The sequence below is a fragment of the Nocardia sp. NPDC052316 genome, from assembly GCF_044547795.1.
Classification (GTDB): domain Bacteria; phylum Actinomycetota; class Actinomycetes; order Mycobacteriales; family Mycobacteriaceae; genus Nocardia.
The window spans coordinates 14176-40078 of record NZ_JBIUBB010000003.1; the positions used below are offsets into that span (position 1 = coordinate 14176).

The window sequence follows — 25903 nt, forward strand, 5'->3', positions numbered from 1 at the left end:
AGGTCCCGGCGTTTCACAGCGTGCTCCGGTAGGCGAGCTCGGTGCGGGCCTGCTGCGCGACCGGCGGCAGGGTGAGGATGTGCGCGACCGAGTTCGCCGGGTCGAGGCGCACGTAATTCGTTTGTGCCCAGTGGTATTCCTCGCCGCTGACCTCGTCGTACACCACCGGGTGGTCGTGCCATTCGCGGCCGATGGCGGGCAGGTCGAGCGAGACCATGCCCCACTCGGCGGCGAACGGATTCAGGTTCACCACGACGAGCACCGCGTCGCCGCTGCTCGGATCGATCTTGGAGTAGGCGATCAGCGAGTCGTTGTCGACGTGGTGGAAGTGGATGCAGCGCAGCTGCTGCAGTGCCGGGTGCGCGCGGCGGATCTCGTTGAGCCGAGTGATCCACGGCTCCAACGATTCACCGCGGGCCAGTGCCTCGGCGAACGGGCGCGGGCGCAGCTCGTACTTCTCCGAATCCAGGTACTCCTCGCTGCCCGGTCGCACCGCCTGATGCTCGAACAGTTCGTAGCCGGAGTACATGCCCCAGCTCGGTGCGAGGGTCGCGGCCAGCACCGCGCGGATGGCGAACATGCCTGGGCCGCCGTGCTGCAGGCTCTCGTGCAGGATGTCGGGGGTGTTGACGAACAGGTTGGGTCTGGCCTCATCGGCCTTGGCGGCCAGTTCTTGGCCGAATTGGGTCAGTTCCCACTTCGCGACGCGCCAGGTGAAATACGTGTAGGACTGGCTGAAGCCGCGGCGCGCGAGGCCGTACAGCCTGGCCGGGCGGGTGAACGCCTCGGAGAGGAAGATGACGTCGGGGTCGGTGCGGCGCACCGTGCCGATCAGCCACTCCCAGAAATCGGCGGGCTTGGTGTGCGGGTTGTCCACCCGGAAGATCTTGACGCCCAACGCGATCCAATGCCGGACCACGCGCAGCACCTCGGCGTACAGGCCATCAGGGTCGTTGTCGAAGTTGACCGGGTAGATGTCCTGGTACTTCTTCGGCGGATTCTCGGCGAAGGCGATGGTGCCGTCGGGCAGGGTGGTGAACCACTCCGGGTGCGCGCTGACCCACGGATGGTCCGGCGCGCACTGCAGCGCCAGGTCGAGCGCCACCTCGAGGCCGAGTTGCGCCGCGGTGTCCACGAATTCGGCGAAGTCGGCCTCGGTGCCGAGCAGCGGGTGTACGGAGTCGTGCCCGCCATCCTCGGATCCGATGGCCCATGGCGAGCCGACATCGTCCGGTTCGGCGACGAGAGTGTTGTTGCGGCCCTTGCGATTCACCTCGCCGACCGGATGGATCGGCGGCAGGTAGACCACGTCGAAGCCCATGGCGGCGATGCGCGGCAGTTCCTTCGCGGCGGTGGCGAAGGTGCCGTGGATCGGCTTGCCCGCCGCGTCCCGGCCGCCGGTCGAGCGCGGGAAGAACTCGTACCACGAGCCGTACAGTGCCCGTTGCCGTTCCACCTGCACGGTGTGCTGCGGGCCCCGGGTCACCATGTCGCGCAACGGGGTCGCGCGCAGGATCTCGGCGATCTCCTCGGCGAAGGCAGGCGCCACCCTGGCAGGCAGCTGCTCGTCGCTGCGCAGTGCGGCCGCCGCGGCGCGCAAGCGTTCGAACTGTTTCTTCGGCACGGCCTGCGCGGCCCGGTCGAAGAGTCTGGCACCGATCTCGAGATCGTTTGCCAGGTCGGCGGCGGTCTGGCCGACCGCGAGCTTGGCCTCCACGGCCGAACGCCAGGTGGCGATCGGATCGCTCCAGCCCTCGATGCGGTAGGTCCACGCGCCGGGCAGGTTGGGGGTGAACGCGGCGTTGAACACGTCCGGTTCGAGATCGGGCGTCATCCGGATCCGGATCGGCCGGGACGAGTTCGGCGCGCGCACGGTCAGCGTGGCGGCGACGGCGTCGTGGCCCTCGCGCCACACCACGGTGCGCACCGGGAAAACCTCCCCGACGACGGCCTTGGCGGGCCGTCCGCCTGCGATGTACGGGGCAGTGTCATCGATTGCGATGCGGCCGGTCACGGACCCAACCTACCGTCAGAGCGCCATTCGTGTGATCAGCGCGGTCGGCTGGTCAACGCGCGTCGGCGGCCAGCCCGAGGCCGAGCGCGATCAGGATCGCACCGAGCGCCCGCTCGATCCGCTGCCGGATACCGGTGCGCCGCAACCAGCTGCCCGCCTGGTCGGCGGCCAGCACGATGCCGACACACCAGGCCGTGTCGACCACGAGCTGAATCGCCACCAGGATGAAAATGGTCGGCAGCACCGGGCCGCTGGACGGCAGGAACTGCGGCAGGATCGTCAGCCCGAACACCGCCGCCTTCGGATTCGCGGCGATGGAGACCAGCGAGGCGCGGAAAGCCGCGGCGGGGGTCCGGCCCGACGGCAGCATCTTCGTCATGGCGCCGCCGAACTCGACGTCGGTGCGCGCACCGCGCCAGGCCTGCACACCGAGCCAGATCAGCACCACCGCGCCGATGATGTGCATCGCGGTATTCATGTACCGATTGGCGACCAGCAGCACCGACAGCCCGGCGGCGCCGGCCAGGTTCCAGCCGAGCACGCCGATCTCGTTGCCCGCGACCGCGGCCAGGCCCGCTTTGCGTCCGTCGCGGACCGAGCGCTGCAGGAACAGGGCCGTCGCGGGTCCGGGTAGCGCGGCCAGGATGACGCAGGCCAGCAGGAATTGGGGGAGAACGGCTACCCAGTGCGGCATCCGCCGATGCTGTCACGTCGGTCGGCCGCGCCGCCAGCGCTTTTCGGCTTACAAGCTGCGCTTACCCCGAGGTGGTCCGACAGGTTTCGAGTAGGCGACGCAAGGCCGCGGTGGTGTCGGTCAGTGCCTGGGGATCGTCCGAAGTGGCCAACCACAGCGCCGCCTCGTTCATCGCGCCGGACAACAGGTGCGTCAGCGGGGCGAGGGGCTGGTCGGCGAGCACACCCTCGTTGATCAGCGCCGTCAATGCCTCCTCGAGATGGCGGCCCGACGCGGCCGCGTCCAGCGCCCGCCATTCGTGCCAGCCGAGGACCGCGGGCCCGTCGATCAGCATGATCCGCGCGAGCTCTGGATCGGTGCAGGTCGCCAGGAACGTCGTGCACCCGGTGACCAGCTGCTCCCAGCGGTCCTCGACGGCGTCGGCGGCCGCGGCCACCCGCTCACCCACCTCGCTCTGCACCTGCTCGAGTACTGCCGCGAAGAGCTCGGCCTTGCTGTCGAAGTTGTGGTACAGCGCGCCCTTGGTCACCCCCGCCGCCGCGACGATCTCCGACAAGCCAACGGCCCCATAGCCTTTCGCCGCGAACAGGCGCCTGCTCTCGCGCAGCAGTGCGTTGCGGGTCGCCGCGCGTTGCTGGGTGCGGATCGTGCTCGGCATCGCCCACCTTTCCTGTTGACATACCGATGGTACGCGAACTACTTTAGCTCACATACCATCGGTATGTGAAAGGTGAGAACGTGAAACTGAGCAGCTTCTACCCGGTCATCGGTACCTCCGAGGTCGCGGCAGCCCGCGACTTCTACACCGAGTGGCTCGGCTTCGAGATCACCTTCGAGGCGGACTGGTACGTCAGCCTGCGGCGGCCGGGCGAGGTGACCTACGAGCTCGCGCTGCTCGACTACACCCACCCGACCGTGCCCGAGGCCTATCGCAAGCCGGTCCAGGGACTGCTGTTGAACTTCGAGGTCGCCGACGTGGATGCCGAGTGGGGCCGCATGGTGGTCCAGGGTGGGCTGCAGGCCGAACTGGCCATCCGCACCGAGGATTTCGGGCAGCGGCACTTCATCGTCGCCGACCCGAGCGGAGTACTGATCGACATGATCACCGAGGTGCCGCCCACCGGCGAGTACGCCGAACAGTTCAGCCCCGAGTACACCGCGGAAAAGTTCAGCGGGCAGCAATGATGAGCGCGGGCCGGCGAAAAGCCGGGGCCGCGTAGTCGATTCGGTCAAGAAGGCAGCGGTGGTAGCCATGGCTCACGCGCCGGACCTGGCCTGCGCCGCTAGCCTCGGTTCCGTGCTGGAAGATTCTTTCGAATGCCGCTGCATCCTGTGTCACGACCATGGTGATCGCGACCAAGCGGACGGGGTGGACCTGCGGATCATCGATCACGTGCGGCAGTACGGGTGGCACGTCGTCATGGTCGTCGATGACGACGTGCGGTTCGCGTACACCATCGGCCTCTCGCACAGCCATGGTGCTCCGGAGCTCGCCATGTTCGGACTCGACGTCTATGAGATGAACCGCATGCTGAACACGCTGGGGGCCAAGGCCGCCGCGGGCACCGAGCTGAAAGACGGCCTGCGGGACGACGATGTGATCGAGGGCCGTCCGGTGGCCCTCAGAGCCGTCGACCCGGCCTGGCATCGAACCTTCTTCGGCCGCGCCCGCGGTTTTTACCGCGGGCAAACTCCGCTGACGGTGCTCCAGGTGGCCTGGCCCGACGCGGATCATCACTTCCACTGGGAAGACCAGGCTCGGGAACGCGACCGGGGCCGTCAGCCGCAGCTGTGGCTGACGCCGGAGGAGCACCCCGCGGGGATGTGGACGGCCGACGCGGGGAACTAGCCGGTGGCGGGCCTACCGGCCGTGATAGCTGTGAGCTCTACCGCCGAGGCGGCCCGGTCCCGAAACGTTCGGTAGGGTTCGCCGGGTGAAGGCATTGCGTCGATTCACCGTCCGTGCCCATCTGCCCGAGCGGCTGGCCGCCCTCGGCGAGCTCGCTACGAATCTGCGCTGGTCGTGGCATCCGCCGACGCAGGATCTGTTTGCCGAGATGGATCCGCAGCGGTGGCTGGAGATGGGGCACGACCCGGTGCGGATGCTGGGGGAGGTGCCCGCCGCGCGGGTGGACGAGCTGGCGGCCGACCCCGACTATGTGCGTCGAGTGGATGCCGCGGCGGCGGATCTGCGGGACTACCTGGCGGCGCCGAGCTGGTTCGAGCGGCGGGCGGGCGAGGAAGGGGTGCGCGGAATCGCCTACTTCTCCATGGAGTTCGGCGTGACCGAGGTGCTGCCCAACTACTCCGGTGGCCTCGGCATCCTCGCGGGCGATCATCTGAAGGCGGCCTCCGACCTCGGCCTGCCGCTGATCGGTGTCGGATTGCTGTACCGCTCCGGCTATTTCCGGCAGACGTTGTCGGCGGACGGGTGGCAGACCGAGCACTACCCGGACCTGGATCCGCAAGGTCTGCCGTTGCGGCTGCTCACCTCGGCCAACGGTGGGGCGGAGACCGCGCCGGTGCTGATTCATGTGGCGATGCCCGATCAGCGGGTGCTGCGGGCGCGGGTGTGGATCGCGCAGGTGGGGCGAGTTCCGCTGCTGCTGCTCGACTCCGATATCGCGGAGAACGATCCGGAGCTGCGCGCGGTGACCGACCGGCTCTACGGCGGCGATCAGGAGCATCGGATCCGGCAGGAGATCCTGGCCGGTATCGGCGGGGTGCGGGCGGTGCGGGCCTACACCAACGCGGCCGGACTGCCCGATCCCGACGTGTTCCACATGAACGAGGGGCACGCGGGGTTCCTCGGCGTCGAGCGTATTCGTGAATTCGTCGCTGCCGGACAGGATTTCGACACGGCGCTGGCCGCGGTGCGGGCCGGCACGGTCTTCACCACGCATACCCCGGTTCCCGCCGGTATCGACCGGTTCCCGATGCCGATGGTGCGCCGCTACTTCGGCGGAGCGCACGGCGAATCCGAATCCGCCATGCTCCCCGGCCTTTCCGTGGACCGCATTGTCGCGCTGGGCCGCGAGGCGGATCCTTCAGTGTTCAACATGGCGCACATGGGTCTGCGACTTGCCCAGCGCGCCAACGGCGTATCGAAACTGCACGGCGAGGTCAGCCGGGAGATGTTCGCCGCGCTGTGGCCGGGGTTCGACGCGGCCGAGGTGCCGATCGGCTCGGTCACCAACGGTGTGCACGCGCCGACCTGGGCGGCCCGCGAGTGGTTCGACAAGGCGCGCAAGCACATCGGCGCCGAACTCGTCGAGGAGGCGCGCGGCTGGGAGCGGCTGCGCGATGTCGACCTCGGTGAGCTGTGGTCCACGCGTAACGCGTTGCGCGCCATTCTCGTTGCCGAGGTGCGGCGCCGGGTCCGCGCGTCCTGGCTGGACCGTGGCGCCGCGGAGGCCGAGTTGGGCTGGGTGGACAGCGTTTTCGACCCGGACGTGCTGACCGTCGGCTTCGCCCGCCGCGTGCCGACCTACAAGCGGCTCACGCTGATGCTGCGCGACCCGGAACGGTTGCGCGCCAGGCTGCTCGACCCGCAGCGGCCGATGCAGTTGGTGGTCGCGGGCAAGAGCCACCCCGCCGACGACGGCGGCAAGGCGCTCATCCAGCAGGTGGTGCGCTTCGCCGACGACCCCAAGGTGCGCCACCGCATCGTCTTCCTGCCCGACTACGACATGTCGATGGCCCGCTACCTGTACTGGGGCTGCGACGTCTGGCTGAACAATCCGCTGCGCCCGCTCGAGGCCTGCGGCACCTCCGGCATGAAGTCCGCGCTCAATGGCGGCCTCAACCTGTCCATCCGGGACGGTTGGTGGGACGAGATGTTCGACGGCGAGAACGGCTGGGCCATCCCGACCGCCGACGGCGTCAGCGACGAACAGCGCCGCGACGACCTCGAGGCCGCCGCGCTCTACGACCTGTTCGAGCGCACAGTCGCACCCCGCTTCTACGATCGCGACGCCGCCGGGATGCCGGTGCGCTGGGTCGAGATGGTGCGCCACACCCTGCAGACCCTCGGCCCGAAGGTGCTCGCCTCCCGCATGGTCCGCGACTACGCCGTCGAGTACTACGCCCCGGCCGCCGGCGCCTACCAGCGGGCGACCGCCGACGAGTTCGCCGAGGCGCGCGCCATCGCCGATTACCGGCGCCGCGTCGAAGCGGCCTGGCCGTCGGTGAAGGTGATCCAGGTGGACAGTGCTGGCCTGCCGGATACGCCGATCATCGGTGCCCGCCTCTCCCTGACCGCGCGCATCGACCTGGGCGGATTGCAGCCCGGCGACGTCGTGGTGCAGGCGGTGCTCGGGCGCGTGTCCACCGCCGACGACCTCTCCGACGTGAGCACCGTCGCGATGACGCACGCCGGATCCGACGCCGGGGTGGAGCTTTTCACCGTGGACACGCCGGTACCGCTGTCCGGCGCCGTCGGGTACACGGTGCGGGTGCTGCCGCACAACGAGTTGCTCGCCTGCGACGCGGAGCTCGGATTGGTCGCCGCGCCGAACGCTTGATACCGGGCGGCGGGCGTCACACCAGCCCTTTCGTGACACGGACGGTCCGAGCGGGATATGTCGGGTCGAATTCCGCGATTCGGTGAATCGTCGGCTACCGTGCCTGGGCACGCCCGTACCACTCCCTGACTGGAGACCGCCCATGGCCACCGCCGTACCGACCGAGCCCCGAGGTCGCATCGACGCGTTCTTCGGCATCAGCGCGACCGGCTCGACTATGAAACGCGAACTCATGGCGGGCACGGTCACGTTCCTGGCCATGTCCTACGTGCTCGCCGTGAACCCGTCGATCCTCGGCGACGAGGGTGCGCTCGGCGACAAAGGCATCCCCATGCAGGCGGTGTTCACCGCGACCGCCGTCGCCGCGGTGTTCGGCACGCTCGTCATGGGGCTGTGGGCCAAGTATCCGATCGCGCTCGCACCCGGCATGGGGCTCAACGCGTTCTTCGCCTACTCGGTGGTGCTCGGCATGGGCATTCCGTGGGAGGTGGCGCTGTCCGGAACCCTGCTCTCCGGCATCATCTTCTTCCTGCTCGCCGTCACCAAGGTGCGCGAGCGCATCCTCAATGCGATTCCCATGCAGATGAAGCTGGCCGTCGGCGCCGGCATCGGGTTGTTCGTGGCGTTCCTCGGCTTGAAGAACGCGGGCATCGTGGTGAACAGCGAAGCCACCCTCGTCACCCTGGGCGACTTCACCAAGGGCACCACGCTGCTCGCGCTGTTCGGGCTCGTGGTCACCGTGGTCTTCCTCGTCATCGGCTGGCACGGCGCGGTGCTGTACGGGATCGTGCTCACCGCGGGGGTCGGCATCGTCAGTGGGCTGGTCGATCTGCCCAACGGTGTCGTCGCGGCGCCGAAGGGGCTGGACCAGACCTTCGGTCAGGCGATCATCCACCTGCCCGACGCGTTCACCGGCCAGATGGCCGTCGTCGTCCTCACCATGCTGTTCGTGGACTTCTTCGACGCCTCCGGCACCCTGATCGGCGTCGCCAACCAGGCGGGCCTGCTCGACAAGGACGGCAAACTGCCGCGGGCCGCGAGCGCGCTGGCCGCCGATTCCGTCGGCACCATGGCGGGTGCGGTCATCGGCACCTCCACCACCACCGCCTACGTCGAATCCACCGCGGGCGTGTCCGCGGGCGGGCGCACCGGGTTGACCGCCGTGACCACCGCGGGGTGGTTCCTGATCGCCATGTTCTGCTACCCGATTTTCGCCGTCGTCGCGGGATCCGGCGAGGTCACCGCCCCTGCGTTGATCGTGGTCGGTGTGTTGATGTCTCGTGCACTCGGCGAGATCGACTGGAATCGGCTTGAATACTCGGTACCCGCATTCATCACGATCGTGATGATGCCGCTGACGTACTCGATCGCGAATGGCCTGGCCATGGGAATGCTGTTCTACCCGATTGTCATGGTCGCCAAGGGCCGGATCAAAGACGTTCACCCGGCGATGTGGGCGCTGCTGGTCGTATTCCTCGGGTACTTCTTCTTCCTCACGGAGTGAACCGAACCGGGGACGGAAAACGTAGTCAGGAATAAGACCAGGGTCTTGGAAGTTGAGATGGCCCGTGCGAGAATCGGACCGCAGTCCGCTTCAATGCCGAAGCTATCTTGACCAGCTGTTTGGAATCTGACTTGCAGGGACGAGGACCAACATGACCACGAAATCCGTGCTCGAGAGAGCTACCACCAACACCGAACTGGACGGCGTCGCCGCCGACATCGGACTCCTGATCATCCGCGTCGCGTTCGGCGGGCTCATGGCCGTGCACGGTGCCCAGAAGCTGTTCGGCTGGTTCAAAGGCCCCGGTAGCGAGGCCAACGCCGCAGGCTTCGACAGCATGGGCTACAACCCGGGCAAGGTGTTCGGCAACCTGGCGGGCCTGTGCGAGCTCGGTGGCGGTCTGCTCCTCGCCCTCGGCCTGCTGACACCACTGGCCGCCGCAATCGTGCTCGGCACCATGATCAACGCGATCAACGCGCTGTGGAGCCTGGGCCTGTTCGGTGAGAACACCTACGAGATGCCGTTGCTCTTCGCCGTCGTCGCTGCGGGATTCGCCTTCACCGGACCCGGCAAGTTCTCGCTGGATCACGGCCGTCCCTGGGCGCAACGGGGATTCGCGGTCGGCGCGGCGGCGATCGTGCTCGCCGTGATCGCCGCGGTGATCACCCTCATCCTGAAGTGGGTCATCTGATCTACTGACCACACCTCTCGACCGCGGCGCGGTGACCCCTCGGGTCACCGCGCCGTTTCATGTCACAGTCCGCGATGCTGCTTCGTCGTCTCCTTGTTCGGAAGATCGAGAATGAGGAGACGGTGATGGCTATCGAGATCAGCAACCCGGCGGAGCTGCACGATCCGACGGGGTTCGGGTACAGCCATGTGGCGCGGGTCAGTGGGGAGCTGGTGCTCATCGCGGGGCAGTACGACTCGGATGTGGAGGGGCATACCACCAGTGCGGATTTCGGGGTGCAGGTCGACAATGCGTTTGCCAACCTCGGGATCGCTTTGCGCTCAGTGGGATTGGACTTCGCGGATGTCGCGCAACTGCGCACGTTCATTGTCGACCACGATCTCGACAAGCTTGCGGTGATCGGGCAGAAGATCGCGGAGATCTGGGGTGAGCGTCCGCCGGTGCAGACGTTGGCCGGTGTTGCCGCGCTCGCGCTGCCGGGGATGCTGTTCGAGGTGGACGCGGTAGCTGTGCGGGGTTGACCGGGGTCGACCGCCGAGTTCCGCGGGGCGGGGACGGCGTGGGATTCGGCGGCCGGACTGGAACGATCCAATTGGATTGCTCTAGTTTGAAGGGGAACCAGGGGGAGATCGTGTGCGTCTTATCCTGTGTCGGGGTGTCCCGGGCCGAAGTCAGGAGAGATATGCGAACCGCCATTGTGTCGCCGAAGGTCGCGGTGCGGACGGTGCTTGCCGGGGTGGCGGTGGTCGGGTTGATCGCGGGGTGCTCGCCGACGAAGGATGGGACGCCTACGACGGAGGTCAGTGGGAAGCCGACCAATGGGGAGCCCACGGTGCAGTACAACCCGTGTACGGAGTTGTCCGATGACGCATTGCGTGCGACAAAGGTCGATCCCGGCTCGAAAAGTGTCGTAACCGATGCGCCTGCAGGCCCGGTGACGTGGCGAATGTGTACGTGGAGCTCGACTGAAGGGCCCTATTCGGTGACCGTTGGTTCGAGTACGCACACTCTGGACGACGCCCGAAAGAATGACACCGTCACAGGGTTTCGCGACACACAGGTTGGCCCGCGATCCGGCCTCATCTACCAAGACAAGAACGACGAAGACAAGCTCGGATGCTATGTAAGCCTTCCTGCAGCTGATGGCATGTTCGTCGTGAGTGTCGGCTGGCGCTACAGCCAGCGCGCCTCGCTTCCGCAGGCGCCGCCGTGCGACCTCGCAGTACGCCACGCATCCCAGCTCGAGCCGTACCTGCCGAAGTAGCCGACTGAGTTACCGCACTGACCGGTCGACGACAGAGTTTTCGGACGATGCGGCTGGAGTGCAGAAGTTTGACGTAGAGGAGGGACGATGTCGGAGACCGAACAGAGCGAGATGCAGGGGATGCTGACGCGCTGGCAGGCTTTGAAGAAACAGGCCGAAGGCGGCGAGCTCCGGTTGGACCCCGAAATCGGCACTCGCTTGGCGGCCCACGCTGGGCGGATGCGGGACCAACTCGATGTCATGGTGACCAATGCAACGAGGCTCGCGTTTCTGTCCGGTTTCGGTTCCTTGGGCTCGGCGCAGGCGTTGCAGGGCAAGTTCGCTCAGAAGGCCGACAATGGAAACGACTCCGCGGTAAACCGGCTCAAGCAGAGCATCGATGTCGTCACCCTCATGAAGGAAACCTACGAACTCGCCATCGGCAAACTCCAGGAATCCGACCAGTCCGCCGCGGACAAGCTCGCCGCCCTGAATCCGGGTGGTGCGTGATGGCTTCGTTCAACGACTGGATCGTCGCGATCGGCACGGGACATTTCACCGGCTCTTCACGCGAGGCGGACAAGAACAAGCAGAACGATCAGCAGCGTGCCGCCGACGAGAAGACGAAGTGGGATCAGGACCGCGGTTTCGTCAACAACGAGTGGTCGGGTTTGCTGTCCGAGTACGGCAGCGGCGCCTTCGACGCGCCGGCCATCAAGGTGCAGGATCCGTTCGAAACGATGTCGCACCAGCAGATCTACAACGCACTCGAAGGGGTGCAGGAGGGCGAGATCAACGCGAAGGCCGATGGCTGGCGGAACCTGTCCACCGATGCGCGCAACGCCGTCGAAGAGTTCAAAAAGGGTGTCGAGCAGGACATTACGGAGCACTGGAACGGTAAGTCGGGCCAGAGCGCGATCGATGCGACGCGCGAGTTCTCGGCCTCGTTCGCGAAGCTGGCTGCCACGTTCCAGATGGTCGGCCACGGTCTGGACCTGACCCAGGGGCACCTGGCGCAGGCGAAAGCCAGTGTGGGCAAGCCGGATAGCTATACGGTCGGTGATCGCCTCATCGACGCATTGCCATTGCAGAACGTCATCAAGGGTCCGACCCATCGCGCGCAGGAAGCCGAGAGTGAGGCGCGATTCGTGATGACCCAGTACTACCGGCCGGGCGTGAACGAGGTCGACAAGATCACCCCGATCCTCCCCGAACCCACCACCACGGTGGACAAGAACAACCCGGGTGGCCCGATCAGCAATCCGAGTTCGAACCCGACCGGCAACCCGACCAGCGTCGACCCGACCGGCGCACCGAACGCGACGGACCCGAAATCCCCGGACGACACGAAGCAGCCGGACACCACCACTCCGCAGTCGACTCAACCGGCCAGCACGAATCAGCTTCCGACCTCGGACAAGCCGACCAGCACAACTCCGGCCTCGACCACCCCGGGGACGCCGACGAACACCGACGATCCGACGAAGTCGCGCACCCCGTCGACCCCGACCAACACGCCGTCGACGACCTTCCCCGGCGCCCCCTCGCGCACTCCCGGTACTCCGAGTTCGACCCCGTCCCCGGGAAAGAGCGTGCCGGGCAAGGCGGCCACGCCCACCACAACGGCCGCGTCGACCGCTACCCGCGCCGCGTCGACGGGCAAGGCGGGCGCGGCAGGCATGCCTGGGATGGGTGCGGGCGGCGCACGCGGTAAAGGCGACGAGGACGGCGAGCACAAAACCCCGGATTACCTGATCTACGACCGAGGTTCGGAATTGCTCGGCACGCAGCCGCCCGCGCTGCCGCCGGGCGGGGTCATCGGCGGATGAGTGAATCCCGCTGGCGCCTGGACGGTGTGATGTTCGAGCTGGCGCTGGAGGCGCTCGGCCGGGACCGGCTGCCCTATCCGTTGCGCTACACCGTCGACGGTGTGCAAGCCTACGAGGACTATCAGCGGTTGCGCGAGAGTGCCGCGCGGCAGCTGTCGGGGTTCGCGACTCCCGACTTGTTCAATGCCTTGACTGTGTTGCTGGAACCGCAGGTTCGGGTCGAGGTGCACGGATTTTTCGGGCGCGACTTCAAACAGGTGGTGCGGGTGCACGCGGGAATGACGGCGCGCGCCGCGACCATCGCAGTCCAATTGCCCGGCCCCACGCAGGAATACGGCCGCGATATTCTGCTCAGCCGCTGTCCGCCGCAGGCTTTGCCGGGTCAGATCGCAGCGCAGTTCCCGAATTGTGTCGGCGGCAAATATCCGCCGATCAGTGGGCGCCGCTCGGATGTGCACCGGGTGGAGTACGCCAAGCACCCCACGCGCCTTTCGCACACCGAGCAACTCAATCGCATCGTCCGCCGCCCGCGCTCCGGGCTCGGCGAAGTCGGCGTGTTCGCCGGCGGCGCGCTCGACAGCAGGCCGACCACCGACGGCCGGGGTTTCCACTGGATGGATTACCTGCCCGCCGACGGCCGCTACCTGCTGCACAACCACGGCGACGACGAGTTCACCCTGACGCCGGGGCCGACCGAGGAACTCCAGCGTCAGCTGCACCGGCTCATTGAAACCACCTACCGCGCGGTGGCACACAGCTGGTAGTCAGGGGTGTAGGACGAGCAGCGTGTGCGCTCCGTGGTGGAATTCGTAGCCGGTATCGCGCAGGCTGGTTCGAATGCCTTTGTCTTCGAGTTCCTTTCGGAGGTGCCCGACCAGGTCGTCCAGTTGGTTACCGAGGTGGTCGACCAGCGGGTAGGCGCGGACCTCGCCGGTGCCGACCCTGGCCAGCTCGAGCAGGGCGGTGAGGTGGAAGTCGGCGTTGAGCCGATCGGCGTAGGTGAACAGCAGGTGCGAGCTGAGGACCAGGTCGAAGCTGTTGTCGGGGAAGGGCAGCGACGGCAGCTCGGCGGCGACGTACCGATCGGGGTGGACGGTCTGATCGGCGCCGAACAGCAGGGCGGCGGCGTGCCGCATGTCGCGGTGCTGCTGCGGGCCGCCGTACCAGTCCCACCGGTATCTGGCCGAATGCGCCGTGGCCCAACTGCTTCCGCGGTCGGTCTCGGCGACCGCGAGCATCCGTAGCTCGTCGGCGGAGCGGGCGTAGACCGGATCGGCGGCGGTGACGTGGGCGCCGAGTGCGCTCGCCTCGGCCGTGAAACTCGCTGCGCCGCCGGGGCAGTCGAGAATTCGGCCGTGCAAATCGGCGTCGGAGAGCATGAATATCGCGCGATACTCGGCCAATGATCTTGCGCTGACCAGAAATTCGCCTAGGACATCGCTGTCTGTGGGGTGCTTCATCTGGAAACGGTCTCATGTGCGGACCGCGCGCGAGCGGGATTTGTGGTGTCCCCGCGCCGCGTGCAGGGCTTGGCGCGGGGACCGCCGATACATTCGGTGTGGGAATTGGGGTTCACCGAAGTACCACCCTTAATTTACTTCTGTTCGGAAATATGCGCGAGTATCGGCGCGCCGATGTGCGCGGTATCACACCGCGTTTTCGGTGAGTCGCTTCAGCGCCTTGACCACGACCTCGGGGTCGGCGGTCTCCCAGTACGGCGGGAGCGAGGCGCGCAGGTATCCGCCGTAGCGGGCGGTGGCCAGCCGGGAGTCGAGGATCGCGACCACGCCGCGGTCGTCGACGCTGCGCAGCAGCCTGCCGGTGCCCTGGGCGAGCAGCAGCGCCGCGTGGTTGGCCGCGATCGCCATGAACCCGTTGCCGCCGCGCGATTCGACCGCGCGCTGGCGCGCGGTGAGCAGCGGATCGTCGGGGCGCGGGAAGGGGATTCGATCCAGGATGACCAGGCTCAGGGACGGGCCTGGCACGTCGACGCCCTGCCACAGCGACAGCGTGCCGAACAGCGAGGTCTCCGGGTCGTCGGCGAACTTGCGGACCAGCGCGCCGGTGGAGTCGTCGCCCTGGCACAGCACGGGCGTGTCCAGCCGCTGGCGCAACGCCTCGGTCGCCGCCTTGGCCGCGCGCATCGAGGAGAACAGCCCGAGCGTGCGCCCGCCCGCGGCCTCGATAAGCCGCTCGATCTCGTCCAGGTAGGCGGGCGCCAGGCCGTCGCGGCCGGGTGGGGGCAGGTGCTTGGCGACGTACAGGATGCCGGACTTGGCATGGTCGAACGGCGAGCCCACATCGAGCGAACTCCAGCGCACCTTGTCCGCGTCGGCCGGGGCCTCGGCACCGTTGGCGAGGCCGGGATCGGACTGGCTCGACGATTGCGCAGGCAGACCCCAGGTGATCGCGAGCCCGTCGAACGAGCCGCCGATCTGCAGCGTCGCCGAGGTGAGTACCACGGTGGCGGTGCCGAACAACCTGCTGCGCAGCAACCCGCCCACCGAGAGCGGCGCCATCCGCAGCGAGCGCCGGGTGACGCCGCGCATCTCGTCGGCGGACAGCCAGATGACGTCGTGCCGTTTCGCCGGATCCGGTTCGTCGAACGCGGTGAGCGCGCGGACCGCGCTGTCGTGGATCTCGTCGATCGCGGCCAGCGCCTGGGTGCGGGCGGCGGCGGTCTCGACGTCGCACTGCTGGGTGGTGCCGCCCTGCGGGGCCAGCGCGGTGCGGGCGTTCCACGCGGCGTCGCGGATCAGCGCGAGCACCGGGGCGACGCCGTCGGGTATCCGTTCCCAGCGGGCGGCGGGCAACTCGTCGAGCACGTCGTGCCACGCCTCGGCGGCGCCCTCGAGGCGATCCACCTCTTTCTCGTCGATCAGCTTGGCGCAGCGCCGCGCGGCCGCGCTGATCGCCGTCGAGGCCAGCTCGGCGGTGGCAACGCCGGTGACGCGGTCGACCAGTTCATGGGCCTCGTCGATGACCACCACGTCGTGTTCGGGGAGCACCTGGATGCCGCTGATCGCGTCGATGGCCAGCAGTGCGTGGTTGGTCACCACCACGTCGGCCTGCGCCGATTCCGCCCGTGCGCGCTCGGCGAAGCAGTCCTGCCCGAAGGGGCAGCGTGACTTGCCGAGGCATTCGCGCGAGGAGACGCTCACCTGTTTCCAGGCGCGGTCGCTCACGCCGGGCACCAGCTCGTCCCGGTCGCCGGTCTCGGTGTCGGAGGCCCACTCGTTGAGCCGCTGCACCTCGCGGCCGAGCCGGGAGATGGCGAACGCGTCGAACAGCTCGGCCTCGGGCTCGTCCGGGATCACGCTGTTGATCTTGTTCAGGCACAGATAGTTGTTGCGGCCCTTGAGAATCGCGAACTTCGCCGCGCGCCCGAGCGGCTTGCTCAGCGCCTCGGACAGCCGGGGCAGATCACGATCGACGAGCTGGCGCTGCAGCGCGATGGTCGCGGTCGACACGACCACCGTGCGCCCGGTGCGCACCGCGTGCCGCAGGCTGGGCACCAGGTAGGCCAGCGACTTGCCGGTACCCGTTCCGGCCTGCACCGCCAGGTGCTCCTTGGTGTCGATCGCGTGATCCACCGCGGTCGCCATCGTCACCTGCCCGACGCGCTCTTTCCCGCCGAGCGCCTGCACGGCAGTGGCCAAAAGATCGGGTACGGCGGGGAGTTCGGGCACGCGAGCAGCCTACTGCCCGCGACCGACAGCGCAGGCGGCCGTCGCGGTGATCGGTTACCCGGAGACGCTTCCTTCGAGGTCCACGCCCGCGGCACGCATATGGCCGAGCGCGGCGTCGGTCGTGTCGCGGGAAACGCCGGCCGTCAGGTCGAGCAGCACGCGGGTGTCGAAGCCTTCGATCCGCGCGTCCAGCGCGGTGGCACGGACGCAATGGTCGGTGGCGATGCCGACGATGTCGACCGACTCGACGCCGTGCGCGCGCAGCCAATCGGCCAGGGAGGTGCCGTCCTCCGCGGTGCCCTCGAAACCGGAGTAGGCGGCGGAGTACGCACCCTTGGAGAAGACCTGCTGGACCGCCGCGGTGTTCAGATTCGGATGGAAATCCGCGCCAGGAGTACCCGCGCGGCAGTGCGGCGGCCACGAGTCGACGTAGTCGGGCTGCGCGGAGAAGTGATCACCGGGGTCGATGTGGTGGTCACGGGTCGCGACCACCGCGGGGTAGCGGGTGGCCGCGAGCAGGTCACTGATGCGCGCGGCGACCGCGGCGCCGCCCGCGACGGCGAGCGACCCGCCCTCGCAGAAATCGTTCTGCACGTCGACGATGATCAGGGCTCGGGTCATGCTGACCTCCCGCGGTGTGAACTGAGTACCCGTATTGCATTGTGCCGCTTCGCGAGACTGCCGACCCTGCCGGATCGGCAGGCGATGCTCAGCGCACGAAGGTCGTCGGCACGGCTGGCTCGCCCGCGGACAGCTTCAGCCCCTCCCACGGCAGGCTGATCAGCCCGTTCGCCACGTGATCGCGGCTGTCGGACAGCGTCGGCAGCTCGTCGACGACCTTGCCCTCGCGCACCAACGGGACCAGCAGCTCGCGCGCCTCGAACCCGTTGACCTCGGGCATCGGCCCGGCCGCCGGGTAGACGATCTCCTCGACGATCGTGCCGGTCTCCCTGGACAGCCGGATCGCCTTCTTCGTGCCGCCGCGCGACTCCTTGTGACTGCTGCGCTTGGCGACGGGCACGCCCTCGACCTCGACCAGCTTGTAGACCATGCCCGCGGTCGGCGCGCCGGAGCCGGTCACCAGCGAGGTGCCGACGCCGTACACGTCCACCGGCTCCGCCCGCAACGCGGCGATGGCGTACTCGTCGAGATCGCCGGACACCACGATCCGGGTCTTGGTCGCGCCGAGTCCGTCGAGCTGATCGCGGACCTGCCTGGCCAGCACGCCGAGATCGCCGGAGTCGATTCGCACCCCGCCCAGTTCCGGCCCGGCTACCTCGATCGCGGTCGCCACGCCGCGGGTGATGTCGTAGGTGTCCACCAGCAGCGTGGTGCCGATGCCGAGCGCCGCGACCTGACTGCGGAACGCGGCGGCTTCGCTCTCGGCCGTGCTGTGCTCACCCGCCTGCACGCCGGCCCCTGCCGCCCCAGCGTGCAGCAGGGTGAACGCGTGCGCACTGGTGCCCGCCCCCGGTACGCCGTAACGATGCACCGCCGCCAGGTTCGAGGTGGCGTCGAAGCCGGCCAGATAGGCGGCGCGCGAGCTGTCCGGCGCGGCGAGTTCATGGGTGCGCCGCGACCCCATCTCGATCATCCGGCGCCCGCCCGCCGCGCTCACCATTCGCGCGGCCGCGGACGCGATCGCACTGTCGTGATTGAGGATCGACAGCACCAGCGTCTCCAGCACGACGCACTCGGCGAAGCTGCCGCGCACCGAAAGGATGGGGGAGCCGGGGAAGTACAACTCGCCCTCGGCGTAGCCGTCGATGTCGCCGCCGAACCGGTAGTCACGCAGCCAATCCACCGTCTTGACCGGCAGGAACGGCGCGATCACGGCCAGCTCCCGCTCGCCGAACCGGAAGTGCTCCAGCGCGTCGAGCACCCGGCCGGTACCGGCGACCACGCCGTAGCGGCGGCCGTGCGGCAGGCGACGCGCGAACACCTCGAAGGTGCAGCGACGGTGCGCCGTGTCGTCGGCCAGCGCGGCGGCCAGCATGGTCAGTTCGTACTGGTCCGTCAGCAGAGCGGTGCTGCCGACGCCGTCGCGGATGTCCACGCAGCCACTGTAGACAGACCGGCTCGGTATAGAGCGCTTGCGAGTGCGATACATGATAGGTGGGCGCTGGCTCGGCGACTTGTGAAATGCTCGAATCAGGTCCGATCGGGGTGTTGCTCATCCGGAGTCGAGTCGTACCCTTGACGTTATGGCCTTGTGCAACATAGTCGGAGGCGGCGTCGAGCTGAGCGCCGTGGACGCGACACTGTCGGCGGCACAGGCGACCCCCGAGGCGGTCGAATACACCGAGATCTTGGAGGCAGAAGATCGCCCGTGGGTCACTGTGGTCTGGGACGACCCGGTCAACCTCATGCACTACGTCGCCTACATCTTCCAGAAGCTTTTCGGCTACAGCAAAGCGAAGGCGACCGAGCTGATGCTCTGCGTGCACAACGAGGGCAAAGCGGTCGTCTCGTCGGGTTCGCGGGACAAAATGGAACACGACGTCCAGCGGCTGCACGCCGCCGGACTCTGGGCGACCATGCAGCGAGACGACTGATCAGGACGACTACCCTGACGCCGTGCGGAAGTGGAGCAGAAAGAACTCGCTGAGCGGTCTCAAACTGCGATCCGAGATGGACGCACGCGAGGCCAATGTGCTGCGCTCGCTGGTCGGTGCGGTCTCCGGGCTGCTCAGTGAGCGCGCCGAAGCCGCGCCCGAGGACGACCTCGCCGCGCTGACCGGGCTGCGCACCGGCAACACCGCCGCGCCGGAGGATCCCCGGCTGCGCCGACTGCTGCCGGACTTCCATCGCAGTGAACCCGGTTCGCCCGACGCGGACCGCGCCGATCTCAACAGCGCGCTGCGCGGCTTGCACGAGCCGGAGATCATCGACGCCAAGCTGGCGGCGGGCAGCGTCATCCTGAACACCGTGCCCACCTCGGGCGGCAAGATCGTGCTCACGCCCGAACAGGCCGACGCCTGGCTGACCGCCCTCACCGACGTGCGCCTCGCGCTGGGCACGGTGCTCGGTATCGACGCCGACACCCCGGACCAGCTGAGCCCGGACGATCCCCGCGCGCCGCATCTGGACGTGTACCACTGGCTCACCTGGATGCAGGACTCGCTGCTGCAAGCCTTGGCTCCCTGAGACCCGCCGCACGGTCCCGCGCGAACCGGACCGGACAGGTAGAACAGAACCTGTATGCGGGCGCAGTCGCGCCGCGACCGAGAGTCAGGAGCAGCTGTGCAGGTGCAAGCGGGGCAACGTAATTCGCTCACCGACGTATCCGGCCTGCTGGTCGGGCACCACTACGCACTCGACCCGGACGCGACGCTCGGCTCCGGCGCGGCGACGGGATCCACCGTCGTCTTCGCCCCCGGCGGCGCGACCGCCGCGGTCGACGTGCGCGGCGGCGGGCCGGGGACCAGGGAGACCGACGTGCTCGATCTGGCCACCACCGTGCGCCAGGTGAACGCGCTGCTGTTCACCGGCGGCAGCGCGTACGGTCTCGCCGCGGCCGACGGGGTGATGCGCTGGCTCGAAGAGCGCCGCGAGGGCGTTCCGATGGACGCGACCGATCCGAGCCGGGTGGTGCCGATCGTGCCCGCCGCGGTGGTCTACGACCTTCCGTTGGGCGCGTGGGACATTCGGCCGACCGCCGAGTTCGGCTACCGGGCCGCCGACGCCGCGGCGCTCGACTTCGAGCGTGGCGTGGTCGGCGCCGGCGTCGGTGCGCGCGCCGGTGCGCTCAAGGGCGGTATCGGTTCCGCGAGTGTGGTGATCGGTGAAGGCGTGGCGGCCGGGGCCACGGTCTCCGCGCTGGTCGTGGCGAACTCCGCGGGCTCGGCCTTCGACCCGCGCACCGGCCTGCCGTGGGGTGTCGGCACCGACGGGCCCGATCATTTCGGCCTGCGACCGCCGACCGCCGAGCAGCTGGCCCACGCCAACACGTTGCCTGCGAAAGGCATGCGGCTCAACACGACCATCGGCGTGGTGGCCACCGACGCGCCGCTGAACCCGACCGGTTGCCAGCGCCTGGCGACCAGCGCGCACGACGGGCTGGCCCGCGCGATCCGCCCCGCGCACGCCCCGTTCGACGGTGACACCTTCTTCGCGCTGGCTACCGGTACCTGGCAGCCACCGGAGAGTTTCCCGCTGCCGCCCGCGTTCCCGCCGGACGTGTTCCTGGTCGACGTCCTGTGTACCGCCGCGGCCCTCTGTGTGGAGCGCGCGATCGTCGACGCGATCTTGTCCGCGCATTCGGTCGGCGAAGTCCCCGCGTACAGCGCCCTATTTCCCCGCTAGTCGCGGGGAATCCGGGACCGGGCGACGAACCGCCGGGAATAGCCGAATATTCTCACTCGTTGTCGACTGCGACAGGTCGGCATTGCGAAAGGGTTCGACTAGTGCTGGTGATCAGGGCCGACCTCGTGGCGGCGATGGTGGCGCACGCGCGCGCCGATCATCCCGACGAGGCGTGCGGCATCATCGCCGGACCGGAGGGTTCCGATCGCCCGGAACGCTTCGTCGCCATGGTCAACGCGGAGCGTTCACCCACCTTCTACCGGTTCGACTCCGGTGAGCAGCTGAAGGTCTGGCGGGCGATGGACGACGCCGACGAGACGCCCGTGGTGATCTACCACTCGCACACCGCCACCGAGGCGTACCCGAGCCGCACCGATGTGTCCTACGCGTCCGAGCCGTTCGCGCACTACGTGCTGATCTCCACCCGCGACCCGGAGCAGCACGAGCTGCGCAGCTACCGGATCGTCGACGGCGAGGTCACCGAGGAACCGGTGCGGATCGTCGACGCGTACGAAACCGACTGAAACCGATGCTTGTTCGTGCAACCGAGGAGTCCCCATGCCGGTAACCGTGTCCATCCCGACGATCATGCGTTCGCTCACCAACGGGGAGAAGCGCGTACAAGCCGACGGCGCCACGCTCAGCGCGCTGATCGATGACCTCGACGCCAACCACCCCGGCCTGGCCGAGCGGCTGCTCAAGGACGGCAAGCTGAACCGCTACGTCAACATCTACGTCGACGACGAGGACGTGCGTTTCTCCGGCGGTCTCGACGCCGAGGTGCCCGCCGACGCGAGCGTGACCATCCTGCCTGCCGTCGCCGGAGGCTGACCTCCGTGGCGCGTTATGAATCGCTGATCGCGACCCTCGGCGACACCCCGCTGGTCGGCCTGCGCACCCTGTCCCCGCAGTGGGACGGCGACAACCACGTCCGGCTGTGGGCCAAGCTCGAAGACCGCAACCCGACCGGCTCGATCAAGGACCGGCCCGCGCTGCGGATGATCGAGCAGGCCGAGGCCGACGGCCTGCTGACGCCCGGCTGCACCATTCTGGAACCCACCAGCGGCAACACCGGCATCTCGCTGGCCATGGCCGCCAAGCTCAAGGGCTACCAGCTGGTGTGCGTGATGCCGGAGAACACCTCGGTGGAGCGGCGTCAGCTGCTCACCATGTTCGGCGCGCAGATCATCGATTCCCCGGCCGCGGGCGGCTCCAATCAGGCCGTCGCGCTGGCCAAGCAGATCGCCGCCGAGCACCCGGACTGGGTGATGCTGTACCAGTACGGCAACCCCGCGAACGCGCTGGCGCATTACGAGACCACCGGCCCGGAGATCCTGGCCGACCTGCCGGAGATCACGCATTTCGTCGCGGGCCTCGGCACCACCGGAACACTGATGGGGACCGGGCGTTTCCTGCGCGAGAAGGTGCCGGGCATCGAGATCGTCGCGGCCGAACCACGCTACGGCGAGCTGGTCTACGGGCTGCGCAACATCGATGAGGGCTTCATCCCCGAGCTCTACGACGAGTCGGTGCTGACCACCCGCTTCTCGGTGGGCCCGTTCGACGCGGTGAAACGCACCCGCGAGCTGGTCGGCGAGGAGGGCATCTTCGCCGGTATCTCGACCGGCGCCATCCTGCACGCCGCGCTCGGCGTGGCCCGCAAGGTGGCGAAGGCGGGCAAGCGCGCCGATATCGCGTTCGTGGTCGCCGACGGCGGGTGGAAGTACCTGTCGACCGGCGCGTACGACGGCACCTTGGAAGAGGCCGAGGAGCGTCTCGACGGGCAGCTCTGGGCGTAACTGCCCGCAGGCGGTCGCGCCGGTACCCTCGTCACTAGCGGGACGACGGTCGGTAGCTGCACCGTCGTGCTCCGGCTCGACGAGGAGGCTGCGATGACCGGTGGTTCGGGAATCGGTTCGTCATTCGACCCCGATCGGATCGCGGCGATCCGTGCGCAGCTCGGGAAGCCGGGCGCGACGGCGCCGCGGACGGCGACGCCCCCGGTGCGGTCGAACAACTTCGCTGCCGTCCGACAATTGTGGCTGCGCGCCGGTTTACTCATCGCGGGATTCGTCGCGCTGCTGTATGGCATCGAAGGTGTGGACACCCTCGATAACAACGGACTCGACAACGCGGGCATCCATCCGCGGCAGGCCGACGGGCTGTGGGGCATTCTGTTCGCCCCGGTTCTGCACTACGGCTGGCCGCATTTGATCGGCAACACCCTCCCCGTCCTGGTGCTCGGTTTTCTCGCGCTGGCCGCGGGCATCGGCCGTGGGCTGGCGGCGACCGCGATCATCTGGATCGTCGCGGGCCTCGGCACCTGGCTGACCGGTGCCACCGGCAGCGTGCACCTCGGCGCGTCGGCCCTGGTGTTCGGCTGGTTGACGTTCCTGATCTCGCGCGGGTGGTTCGCCCGGAATGTCGGGCAAATCGTGCTCGGACTCGTTGTGCTGGCGCTCTACGGGTCGTTGCTGTGGGGTGTATTGCCGGGACAGGCTGGAATCTCTTGGCAGGGGCACCTTTTCGGGGCGATGGGTGGACTGCTCGCCGGCTGGGTACTCTCTGGTGATGCACGCCGGAATCGTCGCGGGAATCAGGCCGGAGTCATTGCGTCGCCACGGTGATTCAGCGGCTCGTCGAGAAATGTGGGGGATAGTTTCTTGATGGAGAATTCGTCGTGGGAGCATGGGGGAATGCGCCTAACCGTCCTCGGGTGCTCGGGCAGCGTGTCCGGCCCGGACTCCCCAGCGTCGGGCTATTTGCTGACCGGGCCGGATATGCGGCCCGTGGTGATCGATTTCGGGCCCGGCGTGCTCGGCGCGTTGCAACGGTATGCCGATCCCGGTGAAGTCGACATCTTCCTTACCCACCTGCACGCCGATCACTGCCTCGACCTGCCCGGTCTGCTGGTCTGGCGGCGCTACCACCCGACACCGCCGGTCGGCCGGGCCATCGTGCGCGGCCCGTCGGACAGCGCGCTGCGCATCGGCAACGCCTCGGCCGAGGTCGGAGGCGAGTGCGACGACTGGTCCGACGTGATCGACCTGCGACCGTGGAACGCGGGCGAGGAGATCGAGTTCGGGCCGGGCCATACCGTGTCGGCGAGCCGGATGTTCCATCCGCCGGAGTCGTACGGTCTGCGGATCGTGACGGCCGCGGGGCGCACCTTCGTCTATACCGGTGATACCGCGATGTGCGACTCGGTCAACGAACTCGCCAGGGGTGCCGACATTCTGATGGCAGAGGCGTCGTGGACCCACGATCCCGCGAATCGGCCACCCGGCATTCATCTTTCGGGTACCGAGGCAGGCATGATCGCCGCCCAGGCGGGTGTCAAGGAACTGCTGCTCACCCACATTCCGCCGTGGACCTCTCGCGAGGATGTGATCGCCGAGGCCAAGGCGCAGTTCTCCGGACCCGTGCACGCCGTCGCACCGGGTGAGACGTTCGATCTCTGACCGCCTCAGCCGCACGAAGGCGCGGCGGTTAAGCTCTGCGCGTGTCTAGACGAGCCGATGGCAGGGCGGACGACGAACTCCGCGAGGTAAGGATCACCCGTGGATTCACCACGCATCCAGCGGGTTCGGTGCTGGTCGAGTTCGGTCAGACGCGGGTGATGTGCACCGCGAGCGTCACCGAGGGCGTGCCACCGTGGCGCCGCGACTCCGGCCTCGGCTGGGTCACCGCCGAGTACGCGATGCTGCCCGCGGCCACGCACACCCGCAGCGGACGCGAGTCGGTGAAGGGCAAGGTCGGCGGCCGCACCCAGGAGATCAGCAGGCTGATCGGCCGTTCGCTGCGCGCCTGCATCGACCTGGCCGCCATCGGCGAGAACACCATCGCGATCGACTGCGACGTGCTGCAGGCCGACGGCGGCACCAGGACCGCCGCCATCACCGGCGCCTATGTCGCGCTGGTCGACGCGGTGACCTACCTGGCCGCCAAGGGCGTGCTGGCCGACCCGCAGCCCATCTCCTGCGCGATCGCCGCGGTGAGCGTCGGCGTCGTCGACGGCCGGGTGCGCCTCGACCTGCCCTACGAAGAGGATTCGCGCGCCGAGGTCGACATGAACGTGGTCGCCACCGACACCGGCACCCTGGTCGAGATCCAGGGCACCGGCGAGGGCGCCACCTTCCCGCGCTCCACCCTGGACAAGATGCTGGACTCCGCGCTGGTCGGCTGCGAGCAGATCTTCGCCATCCAGAAGGAGGCGCTGGCCCTGCCGTACCCCGGCGTGCTGCCGGAGCCGTCCGAGCCGAAGAAGAAGTAGCCATGGCGCGTCGGGTACTGGTGGCCAGCCGCAATGCCAAGAAGCTGAACGAGCTGCGGCGCATTCTCGCCGAGGCGGGGATCGCGGGCATCGAGATCGTCGGGCTGGACGACGTGCCCGCCTACGACGAGGCGCCGGAGACCGGCGCGACCTTCGAGGAGAACGCGCTCGCCAAGGCGCGTGACGGTGCCGCCGCCACCGGATTGGCTTGTGTGGCAGACGATTCCGGCATCGAGGTGGACGCGCTCAACGGCATGCCCGGTGTGCTCTCGGCGCGCTGGGCCGGGCGGCACGGCGACGACGCGGCCAACAACGCGCTGCTGCTCGCGCAACTCGGTGATGTGCCCGACGAGCGGCGCGGTGCGCGGTTCGTGTCCACCTGTGCGCTGGTCGTGCCTGCGGGTGCGGAGATCGTGGTGCGCGGCGAGTGGCCGGGCTCGGTCGGCCGGAAACCACTGGGCGACGGCGGCTTCGGCTACGACCCGCTGTTCATCCCCGAGGGTGGCGACACCTCCGCCGCCCAGCTGACCCCGGCTGAGAAGGACGCGGTCTCGCATCGAGGCCGCGCGCTGAACCAGTTGTTGCCCGCGTTGTCCGAGCTCGCCGAAGACTGACTCGTTTGCCGAAGCCTGGCACTCGCCGGGCACCAGGGCCGTCTGATCCATTCGGCCGGTTGCCCCCGGCCTGTCGAATGCTGAGCCGCACACCGTTTTGTAAGTCGCACACCGCGGGTAGAGCGTGTGCGGCTCACGAAAGGGTTCGCGGCTACCCGGCGGGCAGGTCGGCTAGATGCCGAAGTCCTGCTTGACCTTTTTCGCGTTGACGTGCTCGACGAAGAAGGACAGCAGGGGGATGGTGCCCGCGAGGAGGGTGCCGACGGTGCGCAGGACCGGCCAGCGCACCTTGACCGCGAGGTCGGCGGTGACCAGCAGGTAGGCGAAGTACACCCAGCCGTGCACGACGGCGATCCAGCTGGGGGTGTGCACGTCGAAGCCGTACTTGGCGATCATCTCGCCGGTGAGCAGCAGCAGCCAGAGGCCGGTGATCCAGGCCAGGGTGCGGTAGCGCAGCAGCGCGGACTTGATCTTGGCCGGGTCGGCGCCGCCGGTGCGCGCCGGTGCCATGGTGCGCTCCGTGG

Annotated in this window: 28 protein-coding genes; 20 read left to right on the forward strand and 8 right to left on the reverse strand. The window is 68.2% G+C overall.

What is annotated here, in order from left to right; all coding sequences use genetic code 11:
* Window positions 1-13 precede the first annotated feature (13 nt).
* From ACIHA7_RS12795 to ACIHA7_RS12805, 3 genes are all read right to left on the reverse strand, one after another.
* Window positions 14-2014, reverse strand: coding sequence for a maltotransferase domain-containing protein (locus ACIHA7_RS12795; RefSeq protein WP_397288795.1), 2001 nt, complete (start codon window positions 2012-2014; stop codon window positions 14-16).
* A 52-nt stretch (window positions 2015-2066) separates the two neighbouring features.
* Window positions 2067-2708, reverse strand: a complete 642-nt coding sequence (locus ACIHA7_RS12800) for a LysE family translocator (RefSeq protein ID WP_397288797.1) — start codon at window positions 2706-2708, stop codon at window positions 2067-2069.
* A 61-nt stretch (window positions 2709-2769) separates the two neighbouring features.
* Window positions 2770-3366 (reverse strand): TetR/AcrR family transcriptional regulator, encoded by a 597-nt coding sequence (locus ACIHA7_RS12805; protein ID WP_397288799.1) that lies wholly within the window; start codon window positions 3364-3366, stop codon window positions 2770-2772.
* Between the two features lie 65 nt (window positions 3367-3431).
* Here ACIHA7_RS12805 and ACIHA7_RS12810 point away from each other — a divergent pair, with 65 nt between their 5' ends.
* From ACIHA7_RS12810 to ACIHA7_RS12855, 10 genes are all read left to right on the forward strand, one after another.
* Window positions 3432-3893 carry a VOC family protein gene (locus ACIHA7_RS12810; protein WP_397288801.1) on the forward strand — a complete coding sequence of 154 codons (462 nt, stop codon included), beginning with the start codon at window positions 3432-3434 and terminating at the stop codon, window positions 3891-3893.
* Between the two features lie 112 nt (window positions 3894-4005).
* Window positions 4006-4557, forward strand: coding sequence for a DUF4262 domain-containing protein (locus ACIHA7_RS12815; RefSeq protein WP_397288803.1), 552 nt, complete (start codon window positions 4006-4008; stop codon window positions 4555-4557).
* 85 nt (window positions 4558-4642) lie between these two features.
* Window positions 4643-7231 (forward strand): alpha-glucan family phosphorylase, encoded by a 2589-nt coding sequence (gene glgP / locus ACIHA7_RS12820; protein WP_397288805.1) that lies wholly within the window; start codon window positions 4643-4645, stop codon window positions 7229-7231.
* Between the two features lie 178 nt (window positions 7232-7409).
* Window positions 7410-8735, forward strand: coding sequence for an NCS2 family permease (locus tag ACIHA7_RS12825; protein WP_397290732.1), 1326 nt, complete (start codon window positions 7410-7412; stop codon window positions 8733-8735).
* A gap of 151 nt (window positions 8736-8886) precedes the next feature.
* A complete protein-coding gene (locus tag ACIHA7_RS12830; RefSeq protein WP_397288807.1) occupies window positions 8887-9426 on the forward strand; it encodes a DoxX family protein in 540 nt (179 codons plus the stop codon).
* A 125-nt stretch (window positions 9427-9551) separates the two neighbouring features.
* On the forward strand, window positions 9552-9947 hold the full coding sequence (locus ACIHA7_RS12835; protein ID WP_397288809.1) for a RidA family protein: 396 nt from the start codon (window positions 9552-9554) through the stop codon (window positions 9945-9947).
* 161 nt (window positions 9948-10108) lie between these two features.
* Complete coding sequence (locus ACIHA7_RS12840) at window positions 10109-10690, forward strand: DUF3558 domain-containing protein (RefSeq protein WP_397288811.1); 582 nt, start codon at window positions 10109-10111, stop codon at window positions 10688-10690.
* 87 nt (window positions 10691-10777) lie between these two features.
* Window positions 10778-11179 (forward strand): hypothetical protein, encoded by a 402-nt coding sequence (locus ACIHA7_RS12845; protein WP_397288813.1) that lies wholly within the window; start codon window positions 10778-10780, stop codon window positions 11177-11179.
* On the forward strand, window positions 11179-12498 hold the full coding sequence (locus tag ACIHA7_RS12850) for a hypothetical protein (protein ID WP_397288815.1): 1320 nt from the start codon (window positions 11179-11181) through the stop codon (window positions 12496-12498). Before ACIHA7_RS12845 ends, ACIHA7_RS12850 begins: the two co-directional genes overlap by 1 nt.
* On the forward strand, window positions 12495-13262 hold the full coding sequence (locus ACIHA7_RS12855; protein WP_397288817.1) for an ESX secretion-associated protein EspG: 768 nt from the start codon (window positions 12495-12497) through the stop codon (window positions 13260-13262). The genes ACIHA7_RS12850 and ACIHA7_RS12855 overlap by 4 nt, the downstream gene beginning before the upstream one ends.
* On the opposite strand, the gene ACIHA7_RS12860 is transcribed toward ACIHA7_RS12855, so the two are convergent.
* From ACIHA7_RS12860 to ACIHA7_RS12875, 4 genes are all read right to left on the reverse strand, one after another.
* Window positions 13263-13958: a methyltransferase domain-containing protein gene (locus tag ACIHA7_RS12860; protein ID WP_397288819.1), complete on the reverse strand. Its 696-nt coding sequence runs from the start codon at window positions 13956-13958 to the stop codon at window positions 13263-13265.
* A gap of 186 nt (window positions 13959-14144) precedes the next feature.
* Complete coding sequence (locus ACIHA7_RS12865) at window positions 14145-16187, reverse strand: ATP-dependent DNA helicase (RefSeq protein WP_397288821.1); 2043 nt, start codon at window positions 16185-16187, stop codon at window positions 14145-14147.
* A gap of 54 nt (window positions 16188-16241) precedes the next feature.
* Complete coding sequence (pncA, locus tag ACIHA7_RS12870; protein WP_397288823.1) at window positions 16242-16808, reverse strand: pyrazinamidase PncA; 567 nt, start codon at window positions 16806-16808, stop codon at window positions 16242-16244.
* An 88-nt stretch (window positions 16809-16896) separates the two neighbouring features.
* Entirely contained in the window at window positions 16897-18243 is a 1347-nt protein-coding gene (locus ACIHA7_RS12875) for a nicotinate phosphoribosyltransferase (protein WP_397288825.1), read from the reverse strand.
* A gap of 148 nt (window positions 18244-18391) precedes the next feature.
* On the opposite strand from ACIHA7_RS12875, the gene clpS reads away from it, so the two are divergent.
* The 10 genes from clpS to rdgB all read left to right on the forward strand — a co-directional run bounded on the left by clpS (window position 18392) and on the right by rdgB (window position 25379).
* Complete coding sequence (gene clpS, locus ACIHA7_RS12880) at window positions 18392-18742, forward strand: ATP-dependent Clp protease adapter ClpS (RefSeq protein WP_397288827.1); 351 nt, start codon at window positions 18392-18394, stop codon at window positions 18740-18742.
* A 22-nt stretch (window positions 18743-18764) separates the two neighbouring features.
* Window positions 18765-19334: a DUF2017 domain-containing protein gene (locus ACIHA7_RS12885; protein ID WP_397288829.1), complete on the forward strand. Its 570-nt coding sequence runs from the start codon at window positions 18765-18767 to the stop codon at window positions 19332-19334.
* 96 nt (window positions 19335-19430) lie between these two features.
* On the forward strand, window positions 19431-20492 hold the full coding sequence (locus tag ACIHA7_RS12890; protein ID WP_397288831.1) for a P1 family peptidase: 1062 nt from the start codon (window positions 19431-19433) through the stop codon (window positions 20490-20492).
* Between the two features lie 101 nt (window positions 20493-20593).
* Window positions 20594-21016, forward strand: coding sequence for a Mov34/MPN/PAD-1 family protein (locus tag ACIHA7_RS12895; protein ID WP_387724302.1), 423 nt, complete (start codon window positions 20594-20596; stop codon window positions 21014-21016).
* A gap of 34 nt (window positions 21017-21050) precedes the next feature.
* The gene (locus tag ACIHA7_RS12900; protein WP_397288834.1) at window positions 21051-21323 is read left to right on the forward strand and encodes a MoaD/ThiS family protein; all 273 of its coding nucleotides are present in this window, start codon (window positions 21051-21053) and stop codon (window positions 21321-21323) included.
* A gap of 5 nt (window positions 21324-21328) precedes the next feature.
* Window positions 21329-22291, forward strand: a complete 963-nt coding sequence (locus ACIHA7_RS12905) for a PLP-dependent cysteine synthase family protein (RefSeq protein WP_397288836.1) — start codon at window positions 21329-21331, stop codon at window positions 22289-22291.
* A gap of 93 nt (window positions 22292-22384) precedes the next feature.
* Window positions 22385-23119, forward strand: coding sequence for a rhomboid family protein (locus tag ACIHA7_RS12910; protein WP_397288838.1), 735 nt, complete (start codon window positions 22385-22387; stop codon window positions 23117-23119).
* 69 nt (window positions 23120-23188) lie between these two features.
* Window positions 23189-23953, forward strand: a complete 765-nt coding sequence (locus ACIHA7_RS12915) for a cyclic nucleotide-degrading phosphodiesterase (protein WP_397288840.1) — start codon at window positions 23189-23191, stop codon at window positions 23951-23953.
* Between the two features lie 41 nt (window positions 23954-23994).
* A complete protein-coding gene (gene rph / locus ACIHA7_RS12920; RefSeq protein WP_397288842.1) occupies window positions 23995-24765 on the forward strand; it encodes a ribonuclease PH in 771 nt (256 codons plus the stop codon).
* Between the two features lie 2 nt (window positions 24766-24767).
* Window positions 24768-25379, forward strand: a complete 612-nt coding sequence (gene rdgB, locus ACIHA7_RS12925) for an RdgB/HAM1 family non-canonical purine NTP pyrophosphatase (RefSeq protein WP_397288844.1) — start codon at window positions 24768-24770, stop codon at window positions 25377-25379.
* A gap of 171 nt (window positions 25380-25550) precedes the next feature.
* Here rdgB and ACIHA7_RS12930 read toward each other — a convergent pair whose 3' ends face one another.
* Complete coding sequence (locus ACIHA7_RS12930; RefSeq protein WP_397290734.1) at window positions 25551-25889, reverse strand: DUF3817 domain-containing protein; 339 nt, start codon at window positions 25887-25889, stop codon at window positions 25551-25553.
* Window positions 25890-25903 lie beyond the last annotated feature (14 nt).

Bases quoted from the DNA above. Each gene is read 5' to 3' on its own strand.
- rdgB (WP_397288844.1), top strand. From the start codon at position 24,768: ATGGCGCGTCGGGTACTGGTGGCCAGCCGCAATGCCAAGAAGCTGAAC.
- clpS (WP_397288827.1), top strand. From the start codon at position 18,392: ATGGCCTTGTGCAACATAGTCGGAGGCGGCGTCGAGCTGAGCGCCGTG.
- ACIHA7_RS12910 (WP_397288838.1), top strand. From the start codon at position 22,385: ATGACCGGTGGTTCGGGAATCGGTTCGTCATTCGACCCCGATCGGATC.
- ACIHA7_RS12900 (WP_397288834.1), top strand. From the start codon at position 21,051: ATGCCGGTAACCGTGTCCATCCCGACGATCATGCGTTCGCTCACCAAC.
- ACIHA7_RS12850 (WP_397288815.1), top strand. From the start codon at position 11,179: ATGGCTTCGTTCAACGACTGGATCGTCGCGATCGGCACGGGACATTTC.
- ACIHA7_RS12805 (WP_397288799.1), bottom strand. From the start codon at position 3,366: ATGCCGAGCACGATCCGCACCCAGCAACGCGCGGCGACCCGCAACGCA.
- ACIHA7_RS12860 (WP_397288819.1), bottom strand. From the start codon at position 13,958: ATGAAGCACCCCACAGACAGCGATGTCCTAGGCGAATTTCTGGTCAGC.
- ACIHA7_RS12930 (WP_397290734.1), bottom strand. From the start codon at position 25,889: ATGGCACCGGCGCGCACCGGCGGCGCCGACCCGGCCAAGATCAAGTCC.
- ACIHA7_RS12915 (WP_397288840.1), top strand. From the start codon at position 23,189: ATGCGCCTAACCGTCCTCGGGTGCTCGGGCAGCGTGTCCGGCCCGGAC.
- ACIHA7_RS12800 (WP_397288797.1), bottom strand. From the start codon at position 2,708: ATGCCGCACTGGGTAGCCGTTCTCCCCCAATTCCTGCTGGCCTGCGTC.
- ACIHA7_RS12835 (WP_397288809.1), top strand. From the start codon at position 9,552: ATGGCTATCGAGATCAGCAACCCGGCGGAGCTGCACGATCCGACGGGG.
- ACIHA7_RS12855 (WP_397288817.1), top strand. From the start codon at position 12,495: ATGAGTGAATCCCGCTGGCGCCTGGACGGTGTGATGTTCGAGCTGGCG.
- ACIHA7_RS12830 (WP_397288807.1), top strand. From the start codon at position 8,887: ATGACCACGAAATCCGTGCTCGAGAGAGCTACCACCAACACCGAACTG.
- pncA (WP_397288823.1), bottom strand. From the start codon at position 16,808: ATGACCCGAGCCCTGATCATCGTCGACGTGCAGAACGATTTCTGCGAG.
- ACIHA7_RS12840 (WP_397288811.1), top strand. From the start codon at position 10,109: ATGCGAACCGCCATTGTGTCGCCGAAGGTCGCGGTGCGGACGGTGCTT.
- ACIHA7_RS12845 (WP_397288813.1), top strand. From the start codon at position 10,778: ATGTCGGAGACCGAACAGAGCGAGATGCAGGGGATGCTGACGCGCTGG.